Genomic DNA, 26,969 nt, shown 5'->3' with positions numbered 1-26,969 from the left:
TCTAAATATAGTCACCAGTTATTATACTATCATTTGAAAAAATCAGCAAAAGCTAAGCGGATATTTATAAGATAGAATTTGATAAAATCCGGTAAAAGTTAAGTTAAAAATCATCAAAAGAATTAATAAAAATCCAATCTTTAAGAGTTTTTTGATATAATAGAAAGGCTATGAAAAATGATAATATACATAAAATTGCTCAAGAATTAACAATTAAAGAGAACCAAATTACCAAAGTTCTCGAGTTGACAAGCGAAGGAAATACCATTCCTTTCATCGCTCGTTATCGTAAAGAAATGACTGGTAATTTGGATGAAGTTCAAATTAAGGCTATCATTGATTTTGATAAAAGCATGACAGCTTTAGCTGAACGCAAAGCAACGGTATTAAGTAAAATTGAAGAACAAGGAAAATTAACAGCTGAACTCAAAAAAGCAATTGAGGCAGCTGAAAAATTGGCTGACGTTGAAGAATTTTACCTTCCTTACAAAGAAAAACGTCGTACGAAAGCAACCATTGCCAGAGAAGCAGGGCTATTTCCCCTAGCACGCCTGATTTTACAAAATAAAGCTTCGCTTGAAAAAGAAGCTCAAGCTTTTATTTGTGATGGTTTTGAAACAGCTGATAAAGCTATCGCAGGAGCTTGTGAAATCTTGATTGAATCTTTCTCAGAAGACAATCGCCTTCGCTCATGGGTTTACAATGAAATCTGGTCATATAGTTCTGTTGTTTCGAGTGTTAAAGATGAAACTGCTGATGATAAAAAAACATTCCAAATCTATTATGATTTCTCAGAAAAAGTTTCTAAAATGCAAGGCTACCGCATTTTAGCTCTTAATCGTGGTGAAAAATTAGGCATTTTAAAAGTTGGTTTTGACCACAATACTGACAAGATGATTCGTTTCATGGCGTCACGTTTTAAAAATAGAAATGCTTACATCGACGATGTCATCTCAAAAACCATCAAGAAAAAAATCGTTCCCGCTATGGAACGCCGTATTCACAGTGAATTGACAGAGAGTGCTGAAGATGGGGCTATCGAGCTCTTCTCAGAAAATCTTCGCAACTTGCTTTTAGTATCACCGCTAAAAGGGAAAATGGTTCTTGGTTTTGACCCTGCCTTTCGTACAGGAGCCAAGCTAGCCGTGGTTGACCAAACAGGTAAACTCATGACAACACAAGTGATTTACCCAGTTGCACCTGCTAGCCAAGCCAAAATCGAACAGTCTAAAAAAGATTTAGCTGAGCTCATTTCTAGCTACGGCATTGAAATTATCGCTATCGGAAATGGAACAGCTAGCCGTGAAAGCGAAGCATTCGTAGCGCAAGTCTTGAAAGATTTTCCAGACGTTTCTTATGTTATTGTCAATGAAAGCGGAGCTTCTGTCTACTCTGCTTCTGAGCTTGCTCGCCATGAGTTCCCAGACTTGACGGTTGAAAAACGTTCTGCCATTTCTATTGCTCGTCGTCTTCAAGACCCTTTGGCAGAATTGGTTAAAATCGATCCAAAATCAATTGGTGTCGGTCAATACCAGCACGACGTTAGCCAGAAAAAATTGGCTGAAAACCTAGATTTCGTTGTTGATACCGTGGTTAACCAAGTCGGGGTTAACATTAATACAGCAAGTCCAGCACTCTTGTCACACGTATCAGGATTAAATAAAACCATTTCAGAAAATATCGTTAAGTACCGTGACGAGCATGGTTGTATCAGCTCACGTGAAGAGATTAAGAAAGTGCCACGTCTGGGAGCTAAAGCCTTTGAACAAGCTGCTGGTTTCTTGCGCATTCCTGGTGCTAAAAATATTCTTGACAACACAGGCGTTCACCCTGAGTCATATAAGGCAGTTGAGCGCTTGCTGAAAGAGCTGGACATCACTGATTTGGATGATTCGGCTAAGGCAAAACTTCAAGCGGTGTCTGTAAAAGATATGGCTGAAACAATCGGACTTGGTCAAGAAACTCTGAAAGATATCATTGCTGATCTCTTAAAACCAGGTCGTGATTTGCGTGATGATTTTGAAGCACCAGTCCTTCGCCAAGATGTGCTTGATATTTCTGACCTTGAAATCGGACAAAAATTAGAAGGGACTGTTCGAAATGTGGTCGATTTTGGTGCCTTTGTTGATATTGGTCTTCACGATGATGGCTTGATTCACATTTCACAAATGAGCAAATCCTTTGTTAAACACCCTAGCCAAGTCGTTTCTGTTGGTGATGTGGTCACAGTGTGGGTTTCAAAAATCGATAAAGAGCGTGGCAAAATTAACCTTTCTTTGGTAGATTTACGTGAACTTAACTAATTACGTCAAAGAAGTTTCACAAGAAGATTTTGGGAAAGCCTTCCGACATACAGCTATCTGGAACACTCGTCTCAGGACAACTGGCGGCCGATTTTTCCCAGCTGATGGGCATCTAGATTTTAATTCAAAAATCCTTGAGGTGTTTGGACTGGAAAGCTTTCGAAAGATTGTTCGTCATGAGCTTTGCCATTATCATCTTTATTTTGAAGGAAAAGGTTACAAACACGCTGACGCAGATTTTAAAGAATTACTTCAAAAGGTTGATGGCCTTCGCTACGCACCGACTATACCAAGTGAGACGGCTTATCATTGCTATCGTTGCCAAAAGTGCGGGCAAGAGTATCGTAGAGAACGCCGTGTCAATACCAAAAAATACCGCTGTGGCCGCTGCCATGGCAAACTCTTAGAAATCAAAAGTCTAGAAACTTAGAGAACTATCAGAAACAGACTTTCTAATTATAAAATCAGTCGTAAGGCTGATTTTATTTGTAAAGAAATTAGGTATAATCATTATAGTGAGAAAAGAAGGAAGGGATAAAGATGAAATCAGCTCTTTATAAACAGCGAAAGAATAAACTGGTTTGTGGTGTTTGCGCCGGAATTGCTGATAAGTTTGGTTGGGACTTGCCTTTGACACGTGTCCTAGCAGCATTGCTAATGTACTTTTATGGCTTTGGCATTTTGCTTTACATCCTCTTAGTAATTTTTCTTCCTTACAAAGAAGATATCACTCGTGACCAATATGGTACGGGGCCACGTCGAAGAAAGGATGCTGAAGTTGTTGACGATGACGACGACAATGACGGCTGGTTCTGGTAATCACTGACAAATAGAGTTTTTAATGTTGTAATCAAAAATGTCTAGATAAGTATAATAGGAACTTATCCTAGTCTATGAAACAAGAAAAGGTTTGGGAAAAGTCTCAAGCCTTTTTACGTGTGCCTGGAAAAGCTAAGAATTAATTTTCAAAAGCTTGCGTGAGCGCTTACTTTTTAGGCTAATTGTGATATAATAATGAAAAAGAGGAAAAGGATTGAACAGAATTGTTAATTTAGTGAAAATGGACTTGCTATAAGAAAAGCCTATTTTTATCGTTTTCAATTCATTTTACATTTTTTGTAAAAAGTTCATGGTATGAGACATGTCAGTTACTGTAAAAATGTTAGTCGACAAGGTAAAACTTGATGTTATCTACGGTGATGATGACTTATTATCAAAAGAGATTACAACGTCAGATATTTCACGTCCAGGTCTTGAAATGACTGGTTATTTTGATTATTATTCACCAGAGCGTTTGCAGCTTTTTGGGATGAAAGAGTGGTCATATCTAACGAAAATGACCTCACACAACCGTCGTCATGTCCTAAGAGAAATGATTAAGCCAGAAACACCAGCCATTATCGTGGCGCGTAATTTGGCTATTCCAGAGGAAATGATTAGCGCTGCTAAGGAAAAAGGCATTGCGATTTTGCAAAGTCACGTTCCAACTAGTCGTTTGTCTGGTGAAATGTCATGGTATCTTGATTCTTGCTTGGCAGAACGTACAAGTGTCCATGGTGTTTTGATGGATATCTACGGCATGGGTGTCTTGATTCAAGGAGACTCTGGTATTGGTAAAAGTGAAACAGGTCTTGAGTTGGTTAAACGTGGTCACCGTTTGGTAGCTGATGACCGTGTGGATGTTTTTGCTAAAGATGAAGAAACCCTTTGGGGTGAACCAGCTGAGATTCTTCGTCATTTGCTAGAAATTCGCGGAGTTGGGATTATCGACGTTATGAGCCTATACGGTGCTAGTGCTGTTAAGGATTCATCACAAGTTCAATTGGTTATTTACCTTGAAAATTATGAGTCAGGAAAAGTCTTTGACCGTCTTGGAAATGGTAATGAAGAGCTTGAGTTGTCAGGAGTCAAAATTCCACGTCTACGTATCCCAGTTCAAACTGGTCGAAACATGTCAGTTGTCATTGAGGCAGCAGCTATGAATTATCGTGCCAAACAAATGGGATTTGATGCGACGAAGACTTTTGAAGAACGCTTGACCCAACTCATTACAAAGAATGAGGTGAACCAATGATTAATCCAATCGCGATTCAATTTGGTCCCTTTGCCATTCGCTGGTATGCGCTTTTCATTGTTTCTGGTATGCTTCTAGCAGTTTATTTAGCTATGAAGGAAGCACCACGACGTAAGATTATTCCAGATGATATTTTAGATTTTATTTTAATTGCTTTTCCAATAGCGATTATCGGGGCTCGTCTTTATTATGTGATATTTGATTTTAACTATTATACTAGTCAGCCTTGGACTGAGATTTTTGCGGTATGGCATGGTGGTCTAGCCATTTATGGTGGTTTGCTGACGGGAGCCATTGTTCTCTTTGTCTTTTCATATTATCGTGCCATTAATCCACTTAATTTCTTAGATATCGCTGCTCCTGGTGTGATGATTGCGCAAGCTATTGGGCGCTGGGGAAACTTTATCAATCAAGAAGCTTATGGTAAAGCTGTTAAGAGTCTTAACTACTTGCCAGATTTCATCAAAAATCAAATGTATATCGACGGTAGTTACCGCGTTCCGACCTTTTTATACGAGTCAATGTGGAACTTGCTTGGTTTTATCATTATTATGAGTGTGAGACACCGTCCACGTTTTCTAAAACAAGCAGAAGTGACGTTCTTTTATTTGATTTGGTATGGTTGCGGACGCTTTGTGATTGAAGGCATGCGAACAGACAGTTTGATGTTCTTAGGTATGCGAGTGTCACAATGGTTATCAGCCGTATTAATTCTTCTTGGAATTGTCTTGATCGTTTGGAGAAGAAACCAAAAAGATATTCCTTATTATCAGGAATAAGTGCTTAGGAGATAGGAGATAAGATGTTAGAAGTAGCTTTGTTAATTTTTGCCATCGCTTTTGCAGTTATGGTTGGCGTTTTTATACCAATTGGTGTTAAACTATATAAAACAGTTGATGTTGTTAATGAGACTATTGAGGAGTCAAAAGAAACGATTAAAGTGTTGACTAGTGATGTGAATGTCTCGCTTCACCAAGCCAATGAAATCCTCGCTAAAGCTAACGTTTTAGTAGAAGATGTCAATGGCAAAGTATCAACGATTGATCCTTTGTTTGTCGCAGTAGCAGACCTTTCAGAATCAGTTTCTGATTTGAATGCGCAAGCGCGTCGTCTCTCTCAAAAAGCCACTCAAGCGACATCAAATGTTGGTAAAGCTAGTGCAGCTTATGCTGTCGGTAAAGTTGCCTCAAAACTATTAAAAAAGGAGAAATAGTATGAGTAAATTATTGAGAAATGTGATTATTGGTGTTGCCTCAGGTGCAGCCGCAGCTTATTTCCTATCTACTGAAAAAGGTAAAGAATTACAGAAAAAAGCAAGTAAAGCATATCAAGCTTACAAAGAAAATCCTTCTGAATACCGTCAAAAAGCTAAAGATAAAGCAACAGAATACACTGACTTAGCAGTTGACACTTTTAACGATTACAAAGAAAAATTTGAATCAGGCGAATTAACAACTGATGAATTTCTTGAAGTCGTTAAAGAAAAAGGTCAAGCAGCAGCTGACTATGCGACTGAAAAAGTATCAGAATTAACGTCAAAAGTATCTGATGTCGTTGACGATGTTACTGATAAAGCAGGTGATGTCAAAGAAGATGTGGAAGCTGAAGTTGATGATATTATCATTGACTACACAGCAAAAGAAGATGAAGCACCTTCTGAAGAACCAAAAGCAGAAGCTGAAAAATCAGAAGCAGATACTAAAGCATAATAAAAAGGCGGTCCAAAGGCCGCTTTTTTCGTATTAAAAAACTCCCAGTAATGGGAGTTTTGTTTATCAATGTCTTAATGACCAAATAATGCTTGAAACAGCTGACGTAATGGCTAGGCTGATAAGAGAGGCAAACAAGAAAGCCCAGATTGGAGCCAGATTCAAGACAAGTAAAAAGAAAGATACCACAACAGTGGAAATAGTAAATAAAGCGATACGGGCAAAGAACATGAGTTCCTTGAGCTTAGCGCTTCTGTGATTAATTTCCTGAAATTCGTAAAATTTAGGGGTATCATCTACCTGAAGATGTTGTTCTTGTTCTTCAAGGTCTTTATGTTGCTTTAACGGTGTTGGCATAATTCCTCTCCTCTACTTCAACTGATATCATATCATAAATTAATATGTTTGTCACATTTTTTTAAAAAAAGCTCTTGACTCTTTGTCAAAAATATGTTTAAAATAGTTGTTCTTCTTTTTTGTTTCAAAATGAGGATTTCTTTTGAGTCTCTCCTCTCATAAAGTTTTGCTCATTCTGAAGCTAGATAAAAATACTTTAGAAAGCTATAACAAAAGGATTCTGAGGAAATCTGAGTGACGAATTGTTATAGGAGTGGTATAATTAAAACGTTATGGAAAAAATAATTATTACTGCGACAGCTGAATCTATCGAGCAGGTCAAAGAGCTCTTAGATGCAGGTGTTGACCGCATTTATGTGGGTGAAGAAAATTATAGTTTGCGTTTGCCGCACAATTTCACATATGATGAACTTCGTGAGATTGCTGATATGGTTCATGCCGCTGGTAAAGAATTAACGGTTGCATGTAATGCATTGTTACACCAAGACATGATCAGTGCCGTTCGACCATACCTTGATTTCTTGAAAGAAATCCAAGCAGATTACGTGGTAGCTTGTGATGCTGGACTTTTCCACATCAACAAACACGAAGGCTACAACTTCAAGATGATTTACGATGCTTCAGTTTTCGTGACATCAAGTCGTCAAGTAAACTTCTGGGGTGACCACGGAGCAAGTGAAACAGTTCTTGCGCGTGAAATCCCATCAGCAGAGTTGTTCCAAATGTCTGAAAATCTTCGCTACCCAGCTGAAGTACTTGTTTACGGAGCAACTGTTATTCATCATTCAAAACGTCCTTTGTTGCAAAATTATTATAATTTTACACACATCGATGATGAAAAAACACGTGAACGTGGTCTTTTCCTTGCTGAACCAAGCAACAAAGACTCACACTATTCAATTTATGAAGACAAACACGGTACACACATCTTCGATACTGACGATCTTGATATGATGCCAAAAATAACAGAGTTGGTTGAACATAACTTTACACACTGGAAATTAGATGGTATCTACTGCCCAGGTCATAATTTTGTTGAAATCGCAAAAATCTTTGTGAAAACAAAAGAATTGATGGAAGCTGGAGAATTTACATCAGATCAAGCCTTCTTGTTTGATGAAGAAATCCGTAAATTGCATCCAAAAGGTCGTACACTAGGAACTGGATTCTACGAATTTGATCCAGAAGAAGTCAAATAAGGCTCACGCAAATATCTGTTTATCATGATTGAGTTACTATTTCAGGGCATGATAAGCAAAAGAACACAGTTAAATGGATAAAGCTTAGCGTTTATTAAAAATCATTTTTACTATCTTGAAAATAGGAAGATTATAATGTCAAAAAATAATTTTAAACGTCCAGAGGTTTTAGCACCTGCTGGAACTCTTGAAAAATTAAAAGTCGCTGTAGATTACGGAGCAGATGCAGTCTTTGTAGGTGGTCAACAATACGGTCTTCGTAGCCGTGCTGGTAACTTCTCTATGGAAGAATTGCAAGAAGGGATTAACTATGCCCATGCTCGCGGTGCTCGTGTGCACGTCGCAGCTAACATGGTTACTCACGAAGGAAACGAAGTCGGTGCAGGAGAGTGGTTCCGTCAACTTCGTGATATGGGATTAGATGCAGTTATCGTATCAGACCCAGCCATGATTACAATTTGTTTAACAGAAGCACCAGGTTTAGAAGTCCATGTGTCTACACAAGCTTCTACAACTAACTACGAAGCCTTTGCTTTCTGGGAAGAAATTGGTGTGTCACGTGTCGTTTTGGCGCGTGAAGTCGGTGTTGCTGAAATTGCAGAAATCCGCAAAAACACATCACTTGAAATTGAAGCTTTCGTTCATGGAGCTATGTGTATCGGTTACTCAGGACGTTGTGTCCTTTCTAACCATATGAGTCACCGTGATGCCAACCGTGGCGGTTGCTCACAATCTTGTCGTTGGAAATATGACCTTTACGATATGCCATTTGGTCAAGAACGCAAGAGCCTTGAAGGTGAAATCCCAGAACCATTTTCAATGTCATCAGTTGACATGTGTATGATTGAACACTTGCCAGATTTGATTGATAATGGTGTTGATAGCTTCAAGATTGAAGGTCGTATGAAATCAATTCACTATGTTTCAACAGTGACAAACTGCTACCGCGCAGGTGTTGATGCTTACCTAGAAAGTCCAGCAAAATTTGAAGCAATCAAAGGTGAATTGCTTGATGAGCTTTGGAAAGTTGCCCAGCGTGAATTGGCAACTGGTTTCTACTACCAAACACCAACAGAAAACGAGCAACTCTTTGGCGCTCGTCGTAAAATACCACAATATAAATTTGTCGGAGAAGTTGTTGCCTTTGATGAAAGCACAATGACAGCAACAATCCGTCAACGTAACGTTATCCTCGAAGGAGATAAGGTCGAATTTTACGGTCCAGGTCTTCGTCACTTTGAAACAACTATCAAAGACTTGCACGATGCTGATGGAAACAAAATAGACCGCGCTCCAAATCCAATGGAATTACTAACAATCACTGTCCCACAAGCGGTTCAACCTGGCGACATGATTCGTGCTTGCAAGGAAGGCTTAATCAACCTCTACCAGAAAGATGGGTCCAGCGAAACGATCAGAGCCTAGAATACTAGGCTCTTTTGATATCCTGAGATTGTTTGATAATTAAATAATTGGACTTTTGGAAAGTATTTTCATATAATGGAGGCACATTAAAGAAGGAGGATAGTATATGTCTTTAGTCGGAAAAGAAATGATTGCATTTTCAGCGGATGCTTACCGCAATGGTGAATTTATCAAGGTAACCAGTGAGGATGTCAAAGGGAAATGGGCTGTCTTTTGTTTCTATCCCGCAGACTTTTCATTTGTCTGCCCAACAGAATTGGGAGATTTGCAGGAGCAGTATGCTGAGTTGCAGTCTCTGGGAGTAGAAGTTTATTCGGTATCAACAGATACCCACTTCGTTCACAAGGCATGGCACGATGATTCAGACGTTGTGGGAACCATTACTTACACCATGATTGGCGACCCATCACACGCTATCTCACAAGGGTTTGATGTTCTTGGCGAAGATGGTTTGGCGCAACGCGGCACCTTCATTGTGGATCCAGACGGTATTATCCAAATGATGGAAATCAATGCGGATGGTATCGGACGTGATGCCAGCACATTGATTGATAAGGTGCACGCTGCCCAATATGTGCGCCAGCATCCAGGTGAAGTTTGCCCAGCAAAATGGAAAGAAGGAGCAGAGACCTTAAAACCTAGTCTTGATCTCGTTGGTAAAATTTAAGGAGGAGACAAATGGCATTAGATGCAGAGATAAAAGCTCAATTAGAACAATATCTAGCCTTGCTGGAATCTGATATTGTCTTGCAGGCACATTTAGCAGACGATGCTAATTCTCAAAAAGTCAGAGATTTCCTTGAAGAGATTGTGGCCATGTCTGATCGTCTGTCCTTGGAAGACAAAGTCTTAAGCCGAACACCTAGCTTTCAAGTCGCCCAAAAGGGTCAAGAATCTGGTGTTGAATTTGCGGGTCTCCCTCTGGGGCACGAATTTACCTCATTTATACTGGCGCTTTTACAGGTGTCTGGCCGTCCGCCCAAGATTGATTCTGAGCTATCAGAGCGTATCAAGGCGATTCAGACCCCAATGCATTTTGAAACCTATGTCAGCCTGACCTGCCATAACTGCCCTGATGTGGTGCAGGCTTTCAATATCATGTCCGTCTTAAATCCTAACATTTCCCACACCATGGTTGAGGGAGGAATGTTTCAGGATGAGGTCAAAGAAAAGGGGATCATGTCAGTTCCAACAACCTATAAGGATGGACAAGTATTGACCTCAGGCCGTTCCAGTTTGGAGCAACTCTTAGAGCTTGTGATAGGTCCTCAGTCTGAAGAGGCTTTTGCGGATAAAGGCGTCTTTGACGTTCTGGTTATCGGGGGCGGTCCGGCAGGTAACAGTGCAGCCATCTATGCTGCTCGTAAAGGTATTAAGACAGGTCTTGTCGCAGAAACCTTTGGTGGGCAGGTCATGGAAACAGTCGGTATTGAAAATATGATTGGAACACCTTATACAGAAGGCCCCCAACTGATGGCTCAGGTGGAACAGCATACCAAAGAATATGATGTGGATATTATGAAAGCGCAAAGAGCCAAATCCATTCAGAAAAAAGATTTGGTTGAGGTTGAGCTGACCAATGGCGCTATTTTGAAAGCCAAATCAGCTATTCTGGCTCTAGGTGCCAAATGGCGCAATATCAATGTGCCTGGAGAAAAAGAATTTTTAACCAAGGGAGTGACTTATTGTCCGCACTGTGATGGCCCGCTTTTTGAAAACCAGAAAGTGGCTGTTATCGGCGGCGGTAATTCCGGTCTGGAAGCAGCTATTGATTTGGCTGGACTAGCCAGTCATGTCTACGTACTCGAGTTTCTGCCTGATTTAAAAGCGGACCAGGTTCTACAAGACCGGGCGGCCAAGCTGTCAAACATAACCATCTTGACCAATGTTGCCACCAAGGATATCGTTGGAGATGATCATGTCCGAGGGCTTAATTATATTGACCGTGAAAGCAATCAGGAACATCATCTTGATTTAGAAGGTGTTTTTGTGCAGATTGGTCTGGTTCCAAGCACGGACTGGCTTAAAGATTCAGGAATTGATCTCAATCAGCGAGGTGAAATTAAGGTTGCCAAAGACGGAGCGACTAATCTTCCAGGTATTTTCGCAGCTGGAGACTGTACCGACAGCGCTTATAAGCAAATTATTATTTCGATGGGATCAGGAGCAACAGCAGCCTTAGGTGCTTTTGACTACCTTATCAGACAGTAAGGAAAAGATTGCTTCTAAAGTGTTAGAAATCCAAAAAAAAAGACCAAGTTTTACTTGGTCTTTTTAAGTCCATTTTTGAGATTGCTTGATGGTTGGCGGGACAAGCGTCAGTTTATCAATGTCTGAGATGGCAATAATCACAGACATATTCTTTTTAAAATTCTTTAAAATTAATTTCCCGGCTTCTTTGTCATACTTGACAATATCCCCTGTAAAGCTTTTCTCTTGGTAGATGACATGGACAGCTTCGTGTTTCTTCAAAGCCTCAGAAATGAGGCGGTGGTGCTGTTTGATTTTATGGTTGACGATAGGCGTCCTGGGACTGGACTCAATAAAGGATGTGAGATGTCCCAGTATAATCTGCAGGAATTTTTTCATGGTATTTTCTTTCAAAAATTGATAGAATGATTATACACCTTTTAAGAAAAAAAATAAATAATCAAAAGTTTAGAAATTTTTTACGAATATATTAAGTAGGAGGAGATAAATATGTCAGAATTTAAATTTGAAATCGTTGAACACTTGCTTACACTATCAGAAAGCGATAAAGGATGGACAAAAGAATTGAACCGTGTCAGCTTTAATGGTGCGGAACCAAAATTTGATATTCGTTCTTGGAGCCCAGACCACAGCAAGATGGGCAAAGGTGTGACACTTACAAACGATGAATTCAAAATCATTTTGGATGCTTTTCGCGGATAAAAAAGAGTCAACAAATCATCTTTTATGATCTGTCGGCTTTTTTTTTGCGGCTGGGACTGGTCAAATATTTTATTTTTCACTATAATAACCTTTGTAAACGTAATCATAAGGTGAGGTCAAATGACAAATTTACAGTATAAGAATTATATTTTTGATTTTTACGGCACTTTGGTGGATATTGAGACAGATGAGGCTGACTTAGCGCTTTGGCAAAAAATGGCAGAGCTGTATTGTGCATATGGTGCCGTTTACTCAGCCAATGAGCTGAAAGCTAATTATGATGAGCTAATCAAATGCCAAGAAGAAAAACTGCGCAAACACTATTCATGGCAGCACGTTGAAGTTGATTTGGTAGTGGTTTTTATCGAGCTTATGCTTGAAGCACCGCGCAAGCATGCGACAGATAGTATCATTCTTGATTTAGAAACTTGGGGAAATCTCATTGCCCAGATCTTTAGAATGCTGTCACGCAAAAAATTGCAAGTTTACGAAAATACGCTAGCCACTTTGAAAACATTAAAAGAAGCAGGAGCTACGGTCATTTTACTTTCAAATGCTCAGCGTGCATTTACCCAAGCAGAGATTGAAATGACAGGATGCAGAGAATTTTTGGATAAGATTTACATCTCGTCTGACCACAAAATGAAAAAACCGCAAGTTGACTTTATGAACCTTGTCCTAAAAGAAAATCAGCTTGATCCAAAAGAAAGTGTCATGGTTGGCAACGACTTCACCAGCGACATGGCAATCGCACAAGCAGCAGGCATGGATGGCATTTTGCTAAACACCTTCCCATACAGCAAAGAAGACATCCAAAACCTTAACACCATGAATGCTAAATTGATTAATGATATCAGTGAGTTGGTGGGGTGAGAGAATGAAAAAACTGCACTTCTAACATCGAAGTGCAGTTTTTATGTGGCTTTCTCTCACAAAAACAATTCTTCCAATTTGACGATAATATTGCTGATTTCTTCTGGGCTTTTTTTAAAGTCACTTTCAATCCATGCGGAAATGATTCGCTCAAAAGAGGCACAGAAGGCTTCAATAATCAAATCATCAGTTGTTTTACTTTTTTGCTTGATTCTTTTTTTGAGATTAACATTTGTTGTGACCAATCGTTCTAGTAGTACACGAACAGTTTTTGAAAATTGCACATGAGGCGCTTGTGAGATGACTTTGAAGTGTTTGGCATCATCTTTAATACACTTTAGACTTTCGAGGATTTTATCTGGCTTATCAAGATTTCCTTTGGATAAAATATTCCTGAATCTTTCGGAAGTTTCGTCACTGATGGTTGTTGCTAGGTCATCTTTATCAAGAGAATGCTGGTAAAAAGTTCCGCGGCTAACACCAGCTTTTTTGGCAATGTCAGCGACTGTGATTTCTGAATAAGTTTTGTCAAAAAGCAATTCAATAAGGGCGTTTTTTAGGCTTTCAACGCTGCTTGTTTTTCGATTAATCGTCATAATTTTCCCTTAATTAAACACATTATTAAAATCTGTCATGGTTTTTGATTTGTTAATATTGTATTATTTTTTCGTAAAATGTTAAAGCGTTGACTTATCGTATTAAGCTTTTTGAAGCATAATGGGGTATGAGTTTTTATGAAGAAAGGATAGGAATATGTCAAAGACAAGAAAAGTATTTGGGTTCGTCGGATTAGTTCTTGCCATGTTTATGGGAGCTTTGGATGCTACTATCGTTAATATTGCCTTACCAGACATTATGAAGCATCTCAATTCTAGTTTGACAGATACGAGCTGGGTTTCAACGATTTATGTTTTGGCAATGGCTGCTTTTATTATTACAGCTTCTAAGCTCGCTGATTTGTATGGTCGTAGATTAGTTATGCTGATTTGTGTTGCTATATTTGGAGTCTTTTCATTTGCTTGCATGATGGCAAATTCGCTAAGTTTTTTAATTGCTTTCCGATTTTTCCAAGGAATCGGTGGGGGAATTTTGACACCGATTGTTTTACCAATGGGGATTGCACTTTTTGGAAAAGCAAACACAAGTAAGGTAACAGCAGTTATAGGTGCATTCAGCGCTTTGGCTGCAGCAAGCGGTCCAGTCATAGGTGGCTTTATCATTAATTGGGCAAGCTACAATTGGATTTTTGGAATTAATATTCCAATTGCTTTGATTTCTTTTGTGCTTATTCTAGTTGGCAATGAGGAATCTTATGATTTTAGTATTGCTAAAGAAATTGACTGGCTTGGTATGGTATTTTTGACTTGTGCCTTAGGAGGTTTGACATTTGGTCTTCTAGAAGGAAGAGAATATGGTTGGACGTCAACTATCATTTTATAAGCTTTGCCATTAGTTTAGTTGGCTTAATCTTGTTAATTTTTGTAGAAGAAAAAGTAAAATCACCGATTATTGAACTGTCACTGTTCAAAGAAAAGATCTTTACAGCCTCAAGCATCATTTACATGATTTTTGGTTTTGCAATTATTGTACCGTCATTGATTTTGAATTACTTCCTTCAAAATGTTCGTGGCTATAGCGCTCTTCATTCAGCTTATCTCATCGTGCCAACCTCTTTAGCGATTGCTTTGGGAATGCCTCTAGCAACCAAAATGTACCAAAAACTTTCTGCGAAACTTCTTATTGGTATTGGGATGTTTATCACAGCAGCTGGACTTTTTATGCTAAGCTTAGTTCAATTTGAAACTTCAGAAGCTATTATTATTTGTTGTAATGTGATTATTGGTCTTGGTTTAGGATTTATGGCGATGTCTATGACTGCTTCTGTAAGATACCTTCCTGTTATTAAAGCAGGAATTGGTTTTGGGATTGTCGACGCTTCAAGATATATTGGGCAAGAGATTGGTATGGCATTACTTGTGACTATTTTGAATGCTAATATTAACACGGCTAGGGATAATATCAGACATTATGCTTATGTTCAAATTGATAAGCATGTTTTATCTGACTCGGTGAAATCTGTCGTTAAAATGGAAATCAAAGAAATCTTTGAATCTACAAGCAAGACCACTGATTCTTCTAAAAAACAAAATCAAATGCTGACGAAGGTCAAAGCTGCGGCTACAAAGACTGATAATCTTCCTCTCCCTAAGAAAGGCAGTGATTATCGAAAACTCTATGATGCCAATAGTCAATTAGTCGTAGGCTCAGAAAAAGTCGTAGTCAATCTTCCAAAACAAATCAGCTCAGCCTTAACACCTTTAAGCCAAGGGCAAGCGCAACTAGGACAAGGAATCCAACTCCTAGCCCAAAAAGAAGAACTAACCGATACCTTCCAAAAGATTAAAGACTCTAAAAATAAAAATCTTAGCCGAGCCTTTAACCAAGTCTTCATCATCGCATCCCTAATCGTCCTCATCACAAGCCCACTCGCTTACCTGACAGATAAAAAAGTGAAAGAGTGATGGAGGAAATTTGAGTATAGGAAAACCACTAGCTTAGCTAGTGGTTTTTATTCTATAATCTTTTCGCTAAATTATTTCATTGTTGGGAACAACAAAGCGTCACGGATTGTTGTTGTATCTGTAAGGAGCATGACAAGACGGTCGATACCGATACCAAGTCCACCTGTTGGTGGCATACCGTATTCAAGGGCTTCGACGTAGTCGTAGTCAACACCTGTTGCTTCGTCATCACCAAGTTCTTTAGCTTTAGCTTGAGCTTCGAAACGTGACAATTGGTCGATTGGATCGTTAAGCTCTGAATAAGCGTTACCGTATTCTTTAGTCATGATGAAGAGTTCGAAACGGTCAGTGAAGCGAGTATCTTCTGCATTTTTCTTAGCAAGTGGAGATACTTCAACTGGGTGTCCGTATACGAATGTTGGTTGGATTAATGTTTCTTCAACAAATTCTTCGAAGAAGGCGTTGATGATGTGACCAACTGAAGTGAAGTGTTTTTCAACTGGAACGTTTTTCTCTTTAGCAAGTTCTTGAGCTTCTTCAAGAGTCATTTCTTTCCAGAAGTCTACACCAGTAACTTCTTTGATAGCGTCAACCATGTGGATACGTTTGAATGGTTGGTCGATAGCAATTTCAGTACCTTGGTAAGTGATAGGTCCGTTACCGTTAACAGCAGCAGAAGCATTTTGGATGATACCTTCTGTGATGTCCATGATATCTTTGAAGTCAGCGTATGCTTCGTAAAGTTCGATCATAGTGAACTCAGGGTTGTGAGTTGCATCCATACCTTCGTTACGGAAGACACGTCCGATTTCGTAAACTTTTTCCATACCACCAACGATAAGACGTTTCAAGTGAAGTTCCAAAGCGATACGAAGAACCATATCCATGTCTTGCGCATTGTGGTGAGTAACGAATGGACGAGCAGCAGCACCGCCAGCTTCGTTGTGAAGAACTGGAGTTTCAACTTCTAGGAAGCCAAGTCCATCAAGGTAACGACGGATTCCTGAGATGATTTTTGAACGTGTGACAAAGCGTTCAAAGCTTTCACGGTTTGAAATCAAATCAAGGTAACGTTTACGGTAGATTGTTTCAACGTCTGTAAGTCCGTGGAATTTTTCTGGAAGTGGACGAAGTGCTTTAGACAAGTGAGTGATGTGAGTTGCTTTGATTGTCAATTCACCCATGTCTGTACGCATGATTTCACCTTCGATACCGAGGAAATCACCGAGGTCTGCTTTTTTGAAAATTTGATAGTTTTCATCACCGACAGCATCTTTGCGGACATAGATTTGGATTTGACCGTCGCGGTCTTGAATGTGCGCAAAACCAACTTTACCTTTACCACGCTTAGTCATCAAGCGACCAGCGATAGTAGCTGTCTTGTTAATTTCATGCAATTCTTCCTTAGTTTTGTCAGCGTATTTTTCTTTTAATTGACCAGAAGTAGCTGTGCGTTCAAATCGAGTTCCGAAAGGATCGATGCCTTGTTCAGCCAAAGCTGCCATTTTTTCACGACGCACGATTTGTTGGTCGTTTAATTCTTCAATGTGTTCGTTTGACATGTTTTCCTCCAATAAGTATTCTTTCCTATTGTATCATAAAAGAGGCTAGAATACACCTTATTTTTGCGTGCTTTGCTTGGGAGTCAGACAAAAATTGGTAGTTTCGAAAAAAAGTTCGATTTTTTAGCAAGTTTTTTTGTTGCCGACTTAAAACGGGGCTATTTTCAGCTTGTCAAAGTCCAAAACACCATGTCTTGTAAATATAACGACACAAACAAAGAGATTAATCACTTTTGTATCAGCTTTGTTTTCTTGTCTTTGATTGAAAAGAAGGCTAAAAAATAGTATAATATGTGACGGTAAGAATTAATAGAGAGAAAAGAGATTCATGATTACTTCAATTGTTTTTGATGTTGATGATACGATTTATGACCAACAGGCACCTTATCGCATTGCCGTTGAGAAATGTTTCCCTGATTTTGATATGAGTAAAATCAATCAGGCTTATATTCGTTTCCGTCATTATTCAGATGTTGGATTTCCGCGTGTAATGGCAGGTGAGTGGACAACTGAGTATTTCCGTTTTTGGCGTTGCAAGGAAACCTTGTTAGAATTTGGTTACCGTGAAATCGATGAAGCAACTGGCGTGCATTTTCAAGAAATCTATGAAGAAGAATTGGAAAATATCACAATGCTTGATGAGATGCGCATGACGCTTGATTTTCTTAAAGAAAAAGGCATTCCAATGGGAATTATCACGAACGGACCAACGGAACACCAATTGAAAAAAGTTAAAAAACTTGGTCTTTATGATTATGTTGATCCAAAACGTGTCCTTGTCAGTCAAGCGACTGGATTCCAAAAACCAGAAAAAGAGATTTTCAACCTTGCTGCTGAGCAATTTGACATGAACCCTGCAACAACACTTTACGTCGGTGATTCATATGACAATGACGTTGTCGGTGCTTTCAATGGTGGCTGGCACTCAATGTGGTTTAACCACCGTGGTCGTAGCTTGAAACCTGGTATCAAACCAGTTTATGATGTTGCTATTGATAACTTTGAACAATTGTTCGGAGCTGTGAAAGTTCTCTTTGACCTTCCTGATAATAAATTCATCTTTGATGTCAATGACAAGAAAAATCCAATTCTTGAAATGGGTATCAATAACGGATTGATGATGGCAGCAGAACGTCTGCTTGAAAGTAACATGAGTATTGATAAAGTTGTTATCCTGCTTCGTTTGGACAAACAACAAGAAAAAGTTTTGCGCCTAAAATACGCAAGAAATAACTAATAAATGAACCCTCCTAAACGCTATTTAGGAGAGTTTTTGTCTTTAAGATTTCTTTTGTTTATAAGATGTGTCATTCCATTTTAGGCAAGTGAAGGTTTTAAAATCCTTGGTCTCTAAAATCGTCACACTACCGTTATCAAGTCCGCCTTGGGCACGGAGAACGGGTGGTTCATATCCTAATAAAGTACGGATAGAGGCGGTAAAATTAGCACCATGCCCAACTAACAAGACATTCTGATAAGGTTGATTTTTCATTGATTTAATGAATGACTCAACGCGTTTAGTGGTTTGATAAACAGATTCAGCGTCAAATACATCATTATCGAATTTAGCTAAATTATGTCGAAAAGCTTGCATTTGTTGAGGATAAATAGATGTTATCGTTGCAATTTTGCTGCCTTCCAATCTTCCAAGATGCCATTCACGCAGCGAGGGTTGAAAGCTGATTGGCTTTGGATAGCGGCTGCGTGACATGATAATCTTGCAGGTATCGCTGGCACGTTTTAAATCGCTTGAAAAAACGGCATCAAATTTAACATCTTGGAGATAATCACCTAATTTTTCCAAATCATGGACGGATTCCTCCAAGAGTGGGGAGTCACCATTTGCTCCTTGGAAACGTCCTTCTAAGTTCCATTGTGTTTTACCATGACGTACAAAATAAAATTTCATCAGTTACTTTCCAATCTAAAAATTAATGTGAATCGTCAATCAAGTCAGCAAAGCTGGCACCAACAAAATCTGCCAAGGTTTGACTGTCAATGCGGATAGAACGTCCAATTTCACCAGCAGAAACAATCATCGTACCCATTTCTAAAGCACGGTTGTCAATGAAAATCGGAAAATTGTGTTTTTGATGAATACCGACAGGATTATTTGCTCCGTGAATGTAGCCAGTCGTTTTTTGAAGATTTTTTTGTGGAATCATGCTGACTTTTTTGTTGCCAGAAACTTTGGCTAATTTTTTCTCAGAAAGATGTTCGGTGATTTGAACAATTCCGATTAGAGGACCTGTTTTGTCACCTGTTAAAGCAAGGGTTTTGAAAATATCAGATTTTTCAATGTCATCTGGTAAGTCTCCCTCAAGTGCATTGATTACTAAACTGTCGTGTTCGATTTTTGCCTTGTCCAGAATTTGGTCAACAAGTGTCTTTTTTAAATTTGCTTTTTTTGCCATTTTCCCTCTCAATCTTTCTATTCATTAGTCAATTACTATTTTACTAAAAAATAAAAAAGGTACAAGTTTGCACCTTTTAGAGAGCATTATAATAAGCTTGAACGAGTTCGACAAAATCTTCGACGTCATAGTCCGTACCGAAATAATCATTAGCGGTTTCTGTCCAGTAATCAGTTGGATCAACGTGGTCAGTACCACCAAGGTAAAGGCTGACCATTTCATGTGTCCAAATGGTTCCTTCGCCATCTTCTTGACCAAGTGTTACAGGAAGGTCATATTTTTTGAACATGTAGGCAGTATAATAAGCTGCGTTTGCTAGTTGCTCGGCGAAGCCTTTTTGAGAATCCTCATGTGTTAATTCAAATTGAATGTAGTAAGGATTGGCTTTGGCACCAGCGCCTTGAGCTTCGTAATTTTCATCAGCAATACGAAGAATGGTTGCATCGTCGATGAAAGAATGGACAAAAATGCCTTCTTCATCATAATTTTGAACCATATAGTTCACTTCACTTTGGATAGTTGAATCATCAACGCCAGTATCGTGAATAATGATTCCACGAGGTTTACCATCAGAGGTTTTATAAGCGCTTTGTTCAAAGCTCTTTTCAATACTATCTGTAATCTCGTTGTGTGAATAGGTAAGTGTCCCAGCAATATATTGGTTGATGGCGTTTGTTTGCTGTAGTGAAATATCTTTGGTGTCGATATAGTAAGTTTCACCATTCATATCAAATTCTGCAAGGGTAACTTCTTTTTCATTGATTTTAGCTTTGTAATAATAAGCATCGATAGATAACTCGGTGTCTTTTGGAAGACTGGTGCTTGAGCCATTCTTTGTGTAAATATTAGCTTTAGTGCCTGAGACAGTGGCTGTTTGAGACGTAGTGTAGTTGCTAGGTGATGACAAATCCAAGCCTTGATCAAGCGCGTGTGTAATAATTCCAGAAAAGAATAGTTTAGAAAAAAAGATTATAAGTGCAGCAAAGGAAATGACTAAGACAGAAATGTTTAGGTAAACTGAGTTTTGATGTCGTTTCCTCCGAGAGAGATGTTTCTTTATTGTCATGCCTAAATTATAATTTGATTGGCTTAAAGAAAAATAAAAAGACTAGCAAAATCAAAATGCTAGTCCTTTATTTGTTATCAGCTTTTCCGAAAAGTTTTTCGTACGTTTCTTTTCGATCTTTGGTAACGGCGATTTGGTTCAAATCAAGAGCAGAATCAAATCCGCCGAGATGACCTTGTGATGTATATTGATGAAGATCGTAATCCAAGTCTGTTTGTGGAGCGGCATCATAGTAACCAGAGTCAGAACCATAAGTAGGAATCCATACGGCATCAAAACCGTCAACAGAGATTTCTTGCTCAGTCATGAAGTAAGTACCAATGTAGATACCAACTTTTTCAGCTCCAAGTCGTTTTAATTCGCTTAAGAATGCCTGTACACCTTTATTCATGTCTGACATAGTCGCTTCCTCAACGTCAATCCAGTAGAAAGTAGGTTTGTAAGGTGAAGCATTTTCGTAGAAGGTCCTTGCTTCATTTTTCATTTCCTTGACGCTTTTTCCGAGGGCGTAACTGTAGACGGCTACAGGAACATTTCGTTTTTGAAATTCTTTAATATGTGTCTTAAACGATTTATCGATACCAGTTGTATAGGCAGCGTTGCTATCTTTACTGATTTGTGACCCTCCATAGACACGTACAATAGCACCAGAAATATTTTGAGATAAAGTGTCATAATCAATTTCATTTGGTAGTTGCCAACCTGAAACATCGATAATCGGATTAAGAACGAATTCTTCATCAGTTTCTGAAGTTGATGTAGTAGGGGTCGTGCTTGAGCTACTCATAGTTGGGATAGAAGCCTTAGCCGAAGCCAGTTGTTGCTTTCGTAAGCCGTCAGAGTGAGCTTTACCAATCACGAGAAGCAGCCCAAACAGGGCAAAGAAAACTACAACAACAATTGGTTTTAATCGTCTTCTCATTAGTCATATTTTAGCGTAAAAAGAATCAAAAATCAAAACAATGATCATTTTGTAACCAATTTGTCATATTTTTTAACAAACTATCTATGGACATCACGAAAGTCAGTAACGCCAGTAAAGCCTTTGCAATAAGCTTTTCTGGGGTATGTTATTTGAAAAGGCTTTCTAGTTCTGTAACAATTGTTTCAGGTTCTGTTTTTGCAGAAAAGCGTTTGACGACATTTCCATTTTGGTCAATGAGGAATTTGGCAAAATTCCATTCAATACGCTTGCCAAGAGGTCCTTTTGCTTGACTTTTTAGCCAGTCATAAAGTGGATTGGCTTCTTTACCATTGACTTTGATTTTAGCAAAACGTGGGAACGTAGTCTGATAATTTAGCGTGCAGAAAGTGTTGATTTCATCAGCAGTTCCAGGCGCTTGATTCATAAACTGATTACAAGGAAAATCTAAAATTTCAAAGCCTTTGTTATGATAAGTATCGTAGAGTTTTTGCAAGCCCTCGTATTGTGGAGTTAAGCCACATCCAGTTGCTGTATTAACAACTAAAAGAACCTTGCCTTGGTATTTTGAAAGAGAAATATCAGTGCCGTCCTGTGCTTTGACGGTGAAGTCGTAGAGATTAGTCATGGTTGAGCTCCTCTGTGTAAGTGATGATTTGGTCGACAGTATCACTTAAGAATTGGATAGTGTCGCGCAGTGGTCGAGCTGTTGAGATATCAGCACCGATTAATTTTGCAGTATCAAGCGGTGTGCGTGAACCGCCAGATTTTAAGAAATTAAGCCAATCTTTGTCACCATTTGGATTGTTTTTCAGGTTAAGGTAACCAGTAGTTGAAATCACCATACCAGCTGAGTAAGTGTAGCTGTAAAGTCCCATGTAGTAATGACTTTGACGCATCCAAGTGAGATCAGCGTCGTCATCGATCTCAACCGCATCACCCCAGAATTGACTTAGGACATCTTTCATAATGTTGTTAAGCTGTTCAGCACCAAATGTTTTCCCTTCTTCAATCAAGTTATAAACACGACGTTGGAAAGCAGCTTCCAATAAGTGTGTGATGAAGTTGTGGAAGTAAGTATCTGTTAAACGGTGTGCTAGCGCAAAGCGTTTTTGACGAGGATTATCAAATTGTTTTTCAAGATAATCACTTAAAAGCAGTTCATTGAAAGTTGATGGGGCTTCAACATAATAAGTTGACATATGTGTGTTGAAGTAGCTTTGGTTATTATCTGAGAAGATAAATTGACCAGAGTGCCCAATTTCATGAATAAGTGTGTAAACGTCAGACATACGACCTGTCCAACTCATGAGGATATAGGGGTGAACTTTGTAAGGGTCAGCAGCATAGCCACCAGAATCTTTGTTGGCATTAGCAGCAAAGTCAACCCAGCGTTCTTTTCTAAAACGAGAGACTTCGTTTGCGTATTCTTGACCAAGAGCTGCCACAGATTTCATGACTAAATCATAAGCATCATCAATAGTAACTTCAGGATTAAGTTCAGCGTCCAAGTCAAGTTTCCAGTCAGCAAACGTCATTTTATCAAGACCATTGACTTTGGCAACGTGTTTGAGATATTTTTGAGCTACTGGAGCAAATTCAGTCATGATAAGGTCGATTTGTCGATCAAACATGGCACGGTCAACTTCTTGTTCAGCTAAAAGATAATCAAAGACTGAGTCATAGCCACGCATATCGGCGATAAGTTTTTCAGATTTGACTTGGGCAAGATAGGCGCTAGCAGCTGCATTTTGGTGTTTGCGAAGTCCTGCTGAGAAAGAACGAAAAGCTTTTTCACGAACGTCAGCATTTTCATGGTTTTGATAGAAGTTTTCGTAAGTGACGAAAGAGTTTTTATAGATTTTACCATCAACTTCAAAATCGTCCATTTCAAAGTCACCTGCACGCATCTTAGTGTAAATATCTTGCGGAGCGCTAAAAACTTCACCAAGGTTAGTCAGTGTTTTTTCAACTTCTGGAGAGATAAAGTGACTTTTCTTGATTTTGGCTTGACGAATGGCTGTGCTAAAATGTGGGTTTGCTTCAAGAGCATCAAGAATATCAGAATCAGCAGTAGCAAGAGCAGTGTCAAAGAAGCTGAGTTCTACATTAGCTTTGGTAAAGAAATCAGCTCCAGCTTTGGCAATTTGAGCAAATTCTTCGTTGCTAAAATCTGTCGTTTGTGGCATAAAAGCGTAATTGTCAATGTGACTCATCTCAATGTAGATTTGCTCGATTTCATAAAGTGCACGAGTAAAGTCATCGACAGTTGAAAGTTTATCTTGGTAGTTTTTCGTGAAAAGATTAATATCTTCTAGTGTCTTTTCGATATGACGTAGAAAATCTTCGCGGTCCTGGTAAAGAGCGCTTAAATCCCACAGTTCATTTTCAGGAAATTCAGAACGGTGTTTTAATTCCATGGTTGTACCTCTTCTTATAACATTATTATGGAACAGTATATCAGAAAAAAGTGGTTAACTGAAAAGAGAGCCACCACTTTTCTTAAAAAAATTTTTAATCCAAGCTTGTTTTTTAGTAAAGCGGTGACATTGCTTATCTAACAAGCTTTGTCAGAAATTCTGGCCAACAAGTTTATTTAAAAAAGTCAGAAAATTATATAAAATAATGTGCAATTTATAGAAATTGGGTTACATTTTCCGTAAAAAGTGGTATGATTAAGTAGTACGCTTGTAATAAAGGATTAAAATCCGAACAAAAAAGGAGTGAAGAGTGTGACAATCCAAAAACTGGAGAACAATGATACCCAGTCGATCATTACCGAGGAAGTCAAAGTACTAAAAAGCTTACTCGATGAAACAACCCATCAAATGGTTGGTGATGAGGTATTCGCTAAAATTCAAAACATTGTTAAATTGTCAGCAAGTGATGAATATGGCAAACTTGAAGAACTAGTAGCTCAGTTGACCAACGAAGAGATGGTTGTTGTGTCTCGTTATTTTTCAATTTTGCCACTGTTAATCAACATTTCTGAAGACGTTGACTTTGCTTATGAAATCAACTACCAAAATAATACAAATCAGGATTATCTTGGCAAACTCTCTATGACTGTTGACATGGTTTCAGAAAGTGAAAACTCTAAAGAAATCCTTGAAAACGTAAATGTTGTACCTGTATTGACTGCTCACCCAACACAAGTTCAACGTAAAACGGTCCTTGAATTAACAAACCATATTCACGACCTTTTGCGTAAATACCGTGATGTGAAAGCAGGAGTAGTTAATCGTGATAAATGGTACACTGACTTACGCCGTTACATTGAAATCATCATGCAAACGGACATCATTCGTGAGAAAAAACTTAAGGTAAAAAATGAAATTACCAATGTAATGGAATATTACAATGGATCCTTAATCCAAGCGATTACTAAGTTGACGTCAGAGTACAAACGTTTGGCTGCTGAAAAAGGTATCGACCTTACAAATCCAAAACCTATCACAATGGGTATGTGGATTGGTGGTGACCGTGATGGTAACCCATACGTAACTGCTGAAACTCTTCGTTTGTCAGCTACTGTTCAAAGTGAAGTCATCATCAATTACTACATTGAAAAATTGACAGGTCTTTACCGAACATTCTCACTTTCAACAACGTTGACTAAAATCAGCCCTGAAGTTGAACGTTTGGCAGAATTATCAAGCGATAAATCAATTTATCGTGAAAATGAACCATACCGTAAAGCTTTCAACTATATCCAATCAAAATTGATTCAAACATTGATTGAATTGAAAGCTGGTCCAACTATTTCACGTCATGCATTTGAAAATAGTAAACTTGGTTCAGACGTTTACGCAAACACTAACAACGCAAGTGTTATTGCTAAATATTTGCAAAACAAAGTTAATAAAGTTTCATCAGAACTTCAAGATGAAATTCCAAGTTATAAAACTGCTAAAGAATTTAAAGACGACTTGCTCATCATCAAACAATCATTGCTTGATAATGGAGACGATGCTCTCTTGACAGGTGACTTTAGCGAGTTGCTTCAAGCTGTTGATGTCTTTGGCTTCTACCTTGCAACAATCGATATGCGTCAAGATTCAAGCGTCAATGAAGCTTGTGTCGCAGAATTGTTGAAATCAGCAAATATTGTTGATGACTACAGCGCTCTTTCTGAAGAAGAAAAAGTTAAAGTCCTTCTTAAAGAATTGCAAGAAGACCCACGTACATTGTCATCAACAAATGCCGAAAAATCAGAACAACTTCAAAAAGAATTGGCTATCTTCCAAACAGCTCGTTACCTTAAAGATAAATTAGGTGATGAAGTTATCAAACAACACATTATTTCACACACTGAAAGTGTTTCTGATATGTTTGAATTGGCTATCATGCTTAAAGAAGTTGGACTTCTTGATAACCAAAAAGCGCGTGTTCAAATCGTACCACTTTTTGAAACTATCAAAGACCTTGAAAACTCACGTGGTATCATGGAAGAATTCCTTGATTATGATATCGTTCGTCGTTGGGTTACAGCTAACAAAGGTTACCAAGAAATCATGCTTGGTTACTCAGATAGTAACAAAGACGGTGGTTACCTATCATCTGTATGGACACTTTACAAAGCTCAAAATGAATTGACTCGCATCGGTTCAGAACGTGGTATTAAAGTGACATTCATCCATGGTCGTGGTGGTACTGTCGGTCGTGGTGGTGGTCCATCATATGAAGCAATCACATCACAACCATTTGGTTCTATTAAAGAACGCATTCGTTTGACAGAACAAGGTGAAATCATCGAAAACAAATACGGAAATAAAGACGTTGCTTACTACAACCTTGAAATGTTGCTTTCAGCGACAGTTGGCCGTATCGTTACTCGTATGATTACAAATCCAGATGAAATTGATACTTTCCGTGAAACAATGGATGGCATTGTGACATACTCAAATGGCGTTTACCGTGATTTGGTATTTGGTAATCCACATTTCTACGATTACTTCTTCGAAGCTACTCCAATTAAAGAAGTATCAAGCTTGAATATTGGTTCACGTCCAGCTGCTCGTAAGACAATCACAGAAATCTCTGGTCTTCGTGCAATTCCTTGGGTATTCTCATGGTCACAAAGTCGTATCATGTTTCCAGGATGGTATGGTGTTGGTTCAGCCTTCAAACATTTCATCGATGCTGAAGAAGGAAACCTTGAAAAACTTCAACACATGTATGAAAAATGGCCATTCTTCCATTCACTTCTTTCAAATGTAGACATGGTATTGTCTAAAACAAATATGAATATTGCTTTCCAATATTCTAAATTGGCTGAAAGTGAAGAAGTTCGTAATGTCTTCAATGTTATTCTTGACGAATGGCAATTGACAAAAGATGTTATCTTGGCAATTGAAAAACATGATAACTTGTTGGAAGAAAATCCATCACTTCGCGCAAGTTTGGATTATCGTATTCCATACTTTAACGTTTTGAACTACATTCAAATTGAATTAATTAAACGTTTGCGCCATGATGAGTTGGACGAAGATTACGAAAAACTCATTCACACTACAATTAACGGTATTGCCACAGGATTACGTAATTCTGGCTGATATGTTTAATCAAGGTCAAGGTCTGGGATTAAGTTCTCAGACTTTGACTTTTTTTTAGTCCAGAAAGATGATATA

General features: G+C 38.6%; 25 protein-coding genes and 1 pseudogene. 16 read left to right on the top strand and 10 right to left on the bottom strand.

What is annotated here, in order from left to right; all coding sequences use genetic code 11:
* The first annotated feature begins 170 nt into the window (after positions 1-170).
* The 7 genes from STRINF_RS08705 (at position 171) to STRINF_RS08675 (ending at position 6,086) form a co-directional block, all read left to right on the top strand.
* Complete coding sequence (locus STRINF_RS08705) at positions 171-2,303, top strand: Tex family protein (RefSeq protein ID WP_006532748.1); 2,133 nt, start codon at positions 171-173, stop codon at positions 2,301-2,303.
* Entirely contained in the window at positions 2,290-2,733 is a 444-nt protein-coding gene (locus tag STRINF_RS08700; protein WP_006532747.1) for a SprT family protein, read from the top strand. Before STRINF_RS08705 ends, STRINF_RS08700 begins: the two co-directional genes overlap by 14 nt.
* 110 nt (positions 2,734-2,843) lie before the next feature.
* Positions 2,844-3,122, top strand: coding sequence for a PspC domain-containing protein (locus STRINF_RS08695; protein WP_006532746.1), 279 nt, complete (start codon positions 2,844-2,846; stop codon positions 3,120-3,122).
* A 322-nt stretch (positions 3,123-3,444) separates the two neighbouring features.
* The gene (hprK, locus tag STRINF_RS08690; RefSeq protein WP_006532745.1) at positions 3,445-4,377 is read left to right on the top strand and encodes an HPr(Ser) kinase/phosphatase; all 933 of its coding nucleotides are present in this window, start codon (positions 3,445-3,447) and stop codon (positions 4,375-4,377) included.
* Positions 4,374-5,156, top strand: coding sequence for a prolipoprotein diacylglyceryl transferase (lgt, locus tag STRINF_RS08685; protein ID WP_006532744.1), 783 nt, complete (start codon positions 4,374-4,376; stop codon positions 5,154-5,156). The genes hprK and lgt overlap by 4 nt, the downstream gene beginning before the upstream one ends.
* 23 nt (positions 5,157-5,179) lie before the next feature.
* Positions 5,180-5,590 (top strand): DUF948 domain-containing protein, encoded by a 411-nt coding sequence (locus STRINF_RS08680; RefSeq protein WP_006532743.1) that lies wholly within the window; start codon positions 5,180-5,182, stop codon positions 5,588-5,590.
* Position 5,591: 1 nt separating this feature from the next.
* On the top strand, positions 5,592-6,086 hold the full coding sequence (locus STRINF_RS08675; protein WP_006532742.1) for a YtxH domain-containing protein: 495 nt from the start codon (positions 5,592-5,594) through the stop codon (positions 6,084-6,086).
* 66 nt (positions 6,087-6,152) lie between these two features.
* On the opposite strand, the gene STRINF_RS08670 is transcribed toward STRINF_RS08675, so the two are convergent.
* On the bottom strand, positions 6,153-6,443 hold the full coding sequence (locus STRINF_RS08670) for a DUF3270 domain-containing protein (RefSeq protein ID WP_006532741.1): 291 nt from the start codon (positions 6,441-6,443) through the stop codon (positions 6,153-6,155).
* A 272-nt stretch (positions 6,444-6,715) separates the two neighbouring features.
* On the opposite strand from STRINF_RS08670, the gene STRINF_RS08665 reads away from it, so the two are divergent.
* From STRINF_RS08665 to ahpF, 4 genes are all read left to right on the top strand, one after another.
* On the top strand, positions 6,716-7,642 hold the full coding sequence (locus tag STRINF_RS08665) for a peptidase U32 family protein (RefSeq protein WP_006532740.1): 927 nt from the start codon (positions 6,716-6,718) through the stop codon (positions 7,640-7,642).
* Positions 7,643-7,777: 135 nt separating this feature from the next.
* Positions 7,778-9,067 carry a peptidase U32 family protein gene (locus STRINF_RS08660; protein ID WP_006532739.1) on the top strand — a complete coding sequence of 430 codons (1,290 nt, stop codon included), beginning with the start codon at positions 7,778-7,780 and terminating at the stop codon, positions 9,065-9,067.
* A gap of 106 nt (positions 9,068-9,173) precedes the next feature.
* On the top strand, positions 9,174-9,734 hold the full coding sequence (gene ahpC / locus STRINF_RS08655) for an alkyl hydroperoxide reductase subunit C (RefSeq protein ID WP_006532738.1): 561 nt from the start codon (positions 9,174-9,176) through the stop codon (positions 9,732-9,734).
* A gap of 11 nt (positions 9,735-9,745) precedes the next feature.
* Positions 9,746-11,278 carry an alkyl hydroperoxide reductase subunit F gene (gene ahpF / locus STRINF_RS08650; RefSeq protein ID WP_006532737.1) on the top strand — a complete coding sequence of 511 codons (1,533 nt, stop codon included), beginning with the start codon at positions 9,746-9,748 and terminating at the stop codon, positions 11,276-11,278.
* A 63-nt stretch (positions 11,279-11,341) separates the two neighbouring features.
* On the opposite strand, the gene STRINF_RS08645 is transcribed toward ahpF, so the two are convergent.
* On the bottom strand, positions 11,342-11,656 hold the full coding sequence (locus STRINF_RS08645; RefSeq protein WP_006532736.1) for a hypothetical protein: 315 nt from the start codon (positions 11,654-11,656) through the stop codon (positions 11,342-11,344).
* A gap of 111 nt (positions 11,657-11,767) precedes the next feature.
* On the opposite strand from STRINF_RS08645, the gene STRINF_RS08640 reads away from it, so the two are divergent.
* On the top strand, positions 11,768-11,980 hold the full coding sequence (locus STRINF_RS08640) for a YdbC family protein (protein ID WP_003065722.1): 213 nt from the start codon (positions 11,768-11,770) through the stop codon (positions 11,978-11,980).
* Between the two features lie 120 nt (positions 11,981-12,100).
* Positions 12,101-12,853: an HAD family hydrolase gene (locus STRINF_RS08635; protein WP_006532735.1), complete on the top strand. Its 753-nt coding sequence runs from the start codon at positions 12,101-12,103 to the stop codon at positions 12,851-12,853.
* A 56-nt stretch (positions 12,854-12,909) separates the two neighbouring features.
* On the opposite strand, the gene STRINF_RS08630 is transcribed toward STRINF_RS08635, so the two are convergent.
* Positions 12,910-13,449 (bottom strand): TetR/AcrR family transcriptional regulator, encoded by a 540-nt coding sequence (locus STRINF_RS08630; RefSeq protein ID WP_006532734.1) that lies wholly within the window; start codon positions 13,447-13,449, stop codon positions 12,910-12,912.
* 157 nt (positions 13,450-13,606) lie between these two features.
* On the opposite strand from STRINF_RS08630, the pseudogene STRINF_RS08625 reads away from it, so the two are divergent.
* Positions 13,607-15,375 (top strand): annotated as a pseudogene (locus tag STRINF_RS08625) (DHA2 family efflux MFS transporter permease subunit).
* 71 nt (positions 15,376-15,446) lie between these two features.
* Here STRINF_RS08625 and lysS read toward each other — a convergent pair.
* Positions 15,447-16,937: a lysine--tRNA ligase gene (gene lysS / locus STRINF_RS08620; protein ID WP_006532731.1), complete on the bottom strand. Its 1,491-nt coding sequence runs from the start codon at positions 16,935-16,937 to the stop codon at positions 15,447-15,449.
* Positions 16,938-17,265: 328 nt separating this feature from the next.
* Here lysS and STRINF_RS08610 point away from each other — a divergent pair, with 328 nt between their 5' ends.
* Complete coding sequence (locus STRINF_RS08610) at positions 17,266-18,174, top strand: HAD family hydrolase (protein WP_006532729.1); 909 nt, start codon at positions 17,266-17,268, stop codon at positions 18,172-18,174.
* Positions 18,175-18,216: 42 nt separating this feature from the next.
* Here STRINF_RS08610 and STRINF_RS08605 read toward each other — a convergent pair whose 3' ends face one another.
* From STRINF_RS08605 to pepF, 6 genes are all read right to left on the bottom strand, one after another.
* Complete coding sequence (locus STRINF_RS08605) at positions 18,217-18,846, bottom strand: histidine phosphatase family protein (protein WP_006532728.1); 630 nt, start codon at positions 18,844-18,846, stop codon at positions 18,217-18,219.
* 22 nt (positions 18,847-18,868) lie between these two features.
* On the bottom strand, positions 18,869-19,351 hold the full coding sequence (locus STRINF_RS08600) for an aminoacyl-tRNA deacylase (RefSeq protein ID WP_006532727.1): 483 nt from the start codon (positions 19,349-19,351) through the stop codon (positions 18,869-18,871).
* A gap of 76 nt (positions 19,352-19,427) precedes the next feature.
* Positions 19,428-20,417: a peptidoglycan recognition protein family protein gene (locus STRINF_RS08595; protein WP_006532726.1), complete on the bottom strand. Its 990-nt coding sequence runs from the start codon at positions 20,415-20,417 to the stop codon at positions 19,428-19,430.
* 67 nt (positions 20,418-20,484) lie between these two features.
* The gene (locus tag STRINF_RS08590) at positions 20,485-21,339 is read right to left on the bottom strand and encodes a glycoside hydrolase family 25 protein (RefSeq protein WP_006532725.1); all 855 of its coding nucleotides are present in this window, start codon (positions 21,337-21,339) and stop codon (positions 20,485-20,487) included.
* Positions 21,340-21,487: 148 nt separating this feature from the next.
* Complete coding sequence (locus STRINF_RS08585; protein WP_006532724.1) at positions 21,488-21,967, bottom strand: glutathione peroxidase; 480 nt, start codon at positions 21,965-21,967, stop codon at positions 21,488-21,490.
* Positions 21,960-23,759 carry an oligoendopeptidase F gene (gene pepF, locus STRINF_RS08580; RefSeq protein WP_006532723.1) on the bottom strand — a complete coding sequence of 600 codons (1,800 nt, stop codon included), beginning with the start codon at positions 23,757-23,759 and terminating at the stop codon, positions 21,960-21,962. The genes STRINF_RS08585 and pepF overlap by 8 nt, the downstream gene beginning before the upstream one ends.
* 312 nt (positions 23,760-24,071) lie before the next feature.
* Here pepF and ppc point away from each other — a divergent pair, with 312 nt between their 5' ends.
* Positions 24,072-26,894 carry a phosphoenolpyruvate carboxylase gene (gene ppc, locus STRINF_RS08575; RefSeq protein WP_043878444.1) on the top strand — a complete coding sequence of 941 codons (2,823 nt, stop codon included), beginning with the start codon at positions 24,072-24,074 and terminating at the stop codon, positions 26,892-26,894.
* Positions 26,895-26,969: the final 75 nt, after the last annotated feature.

The organism is Streptococcus infantarius subsp. infantarius ATCC BAA-102 (assembly GCF_000154985.1).
Classification (GTDB): domain Bacteria; phylum Bacillota; class Bacilli; order Lactobacillales; family Streptococcaceae; genus Streptococcus; species Streptococcus infantarius.
Note: the sequence above shows the minus strand (reverse complement) of the source record. Positions and strands in the feature narration are given on the sequence as shown.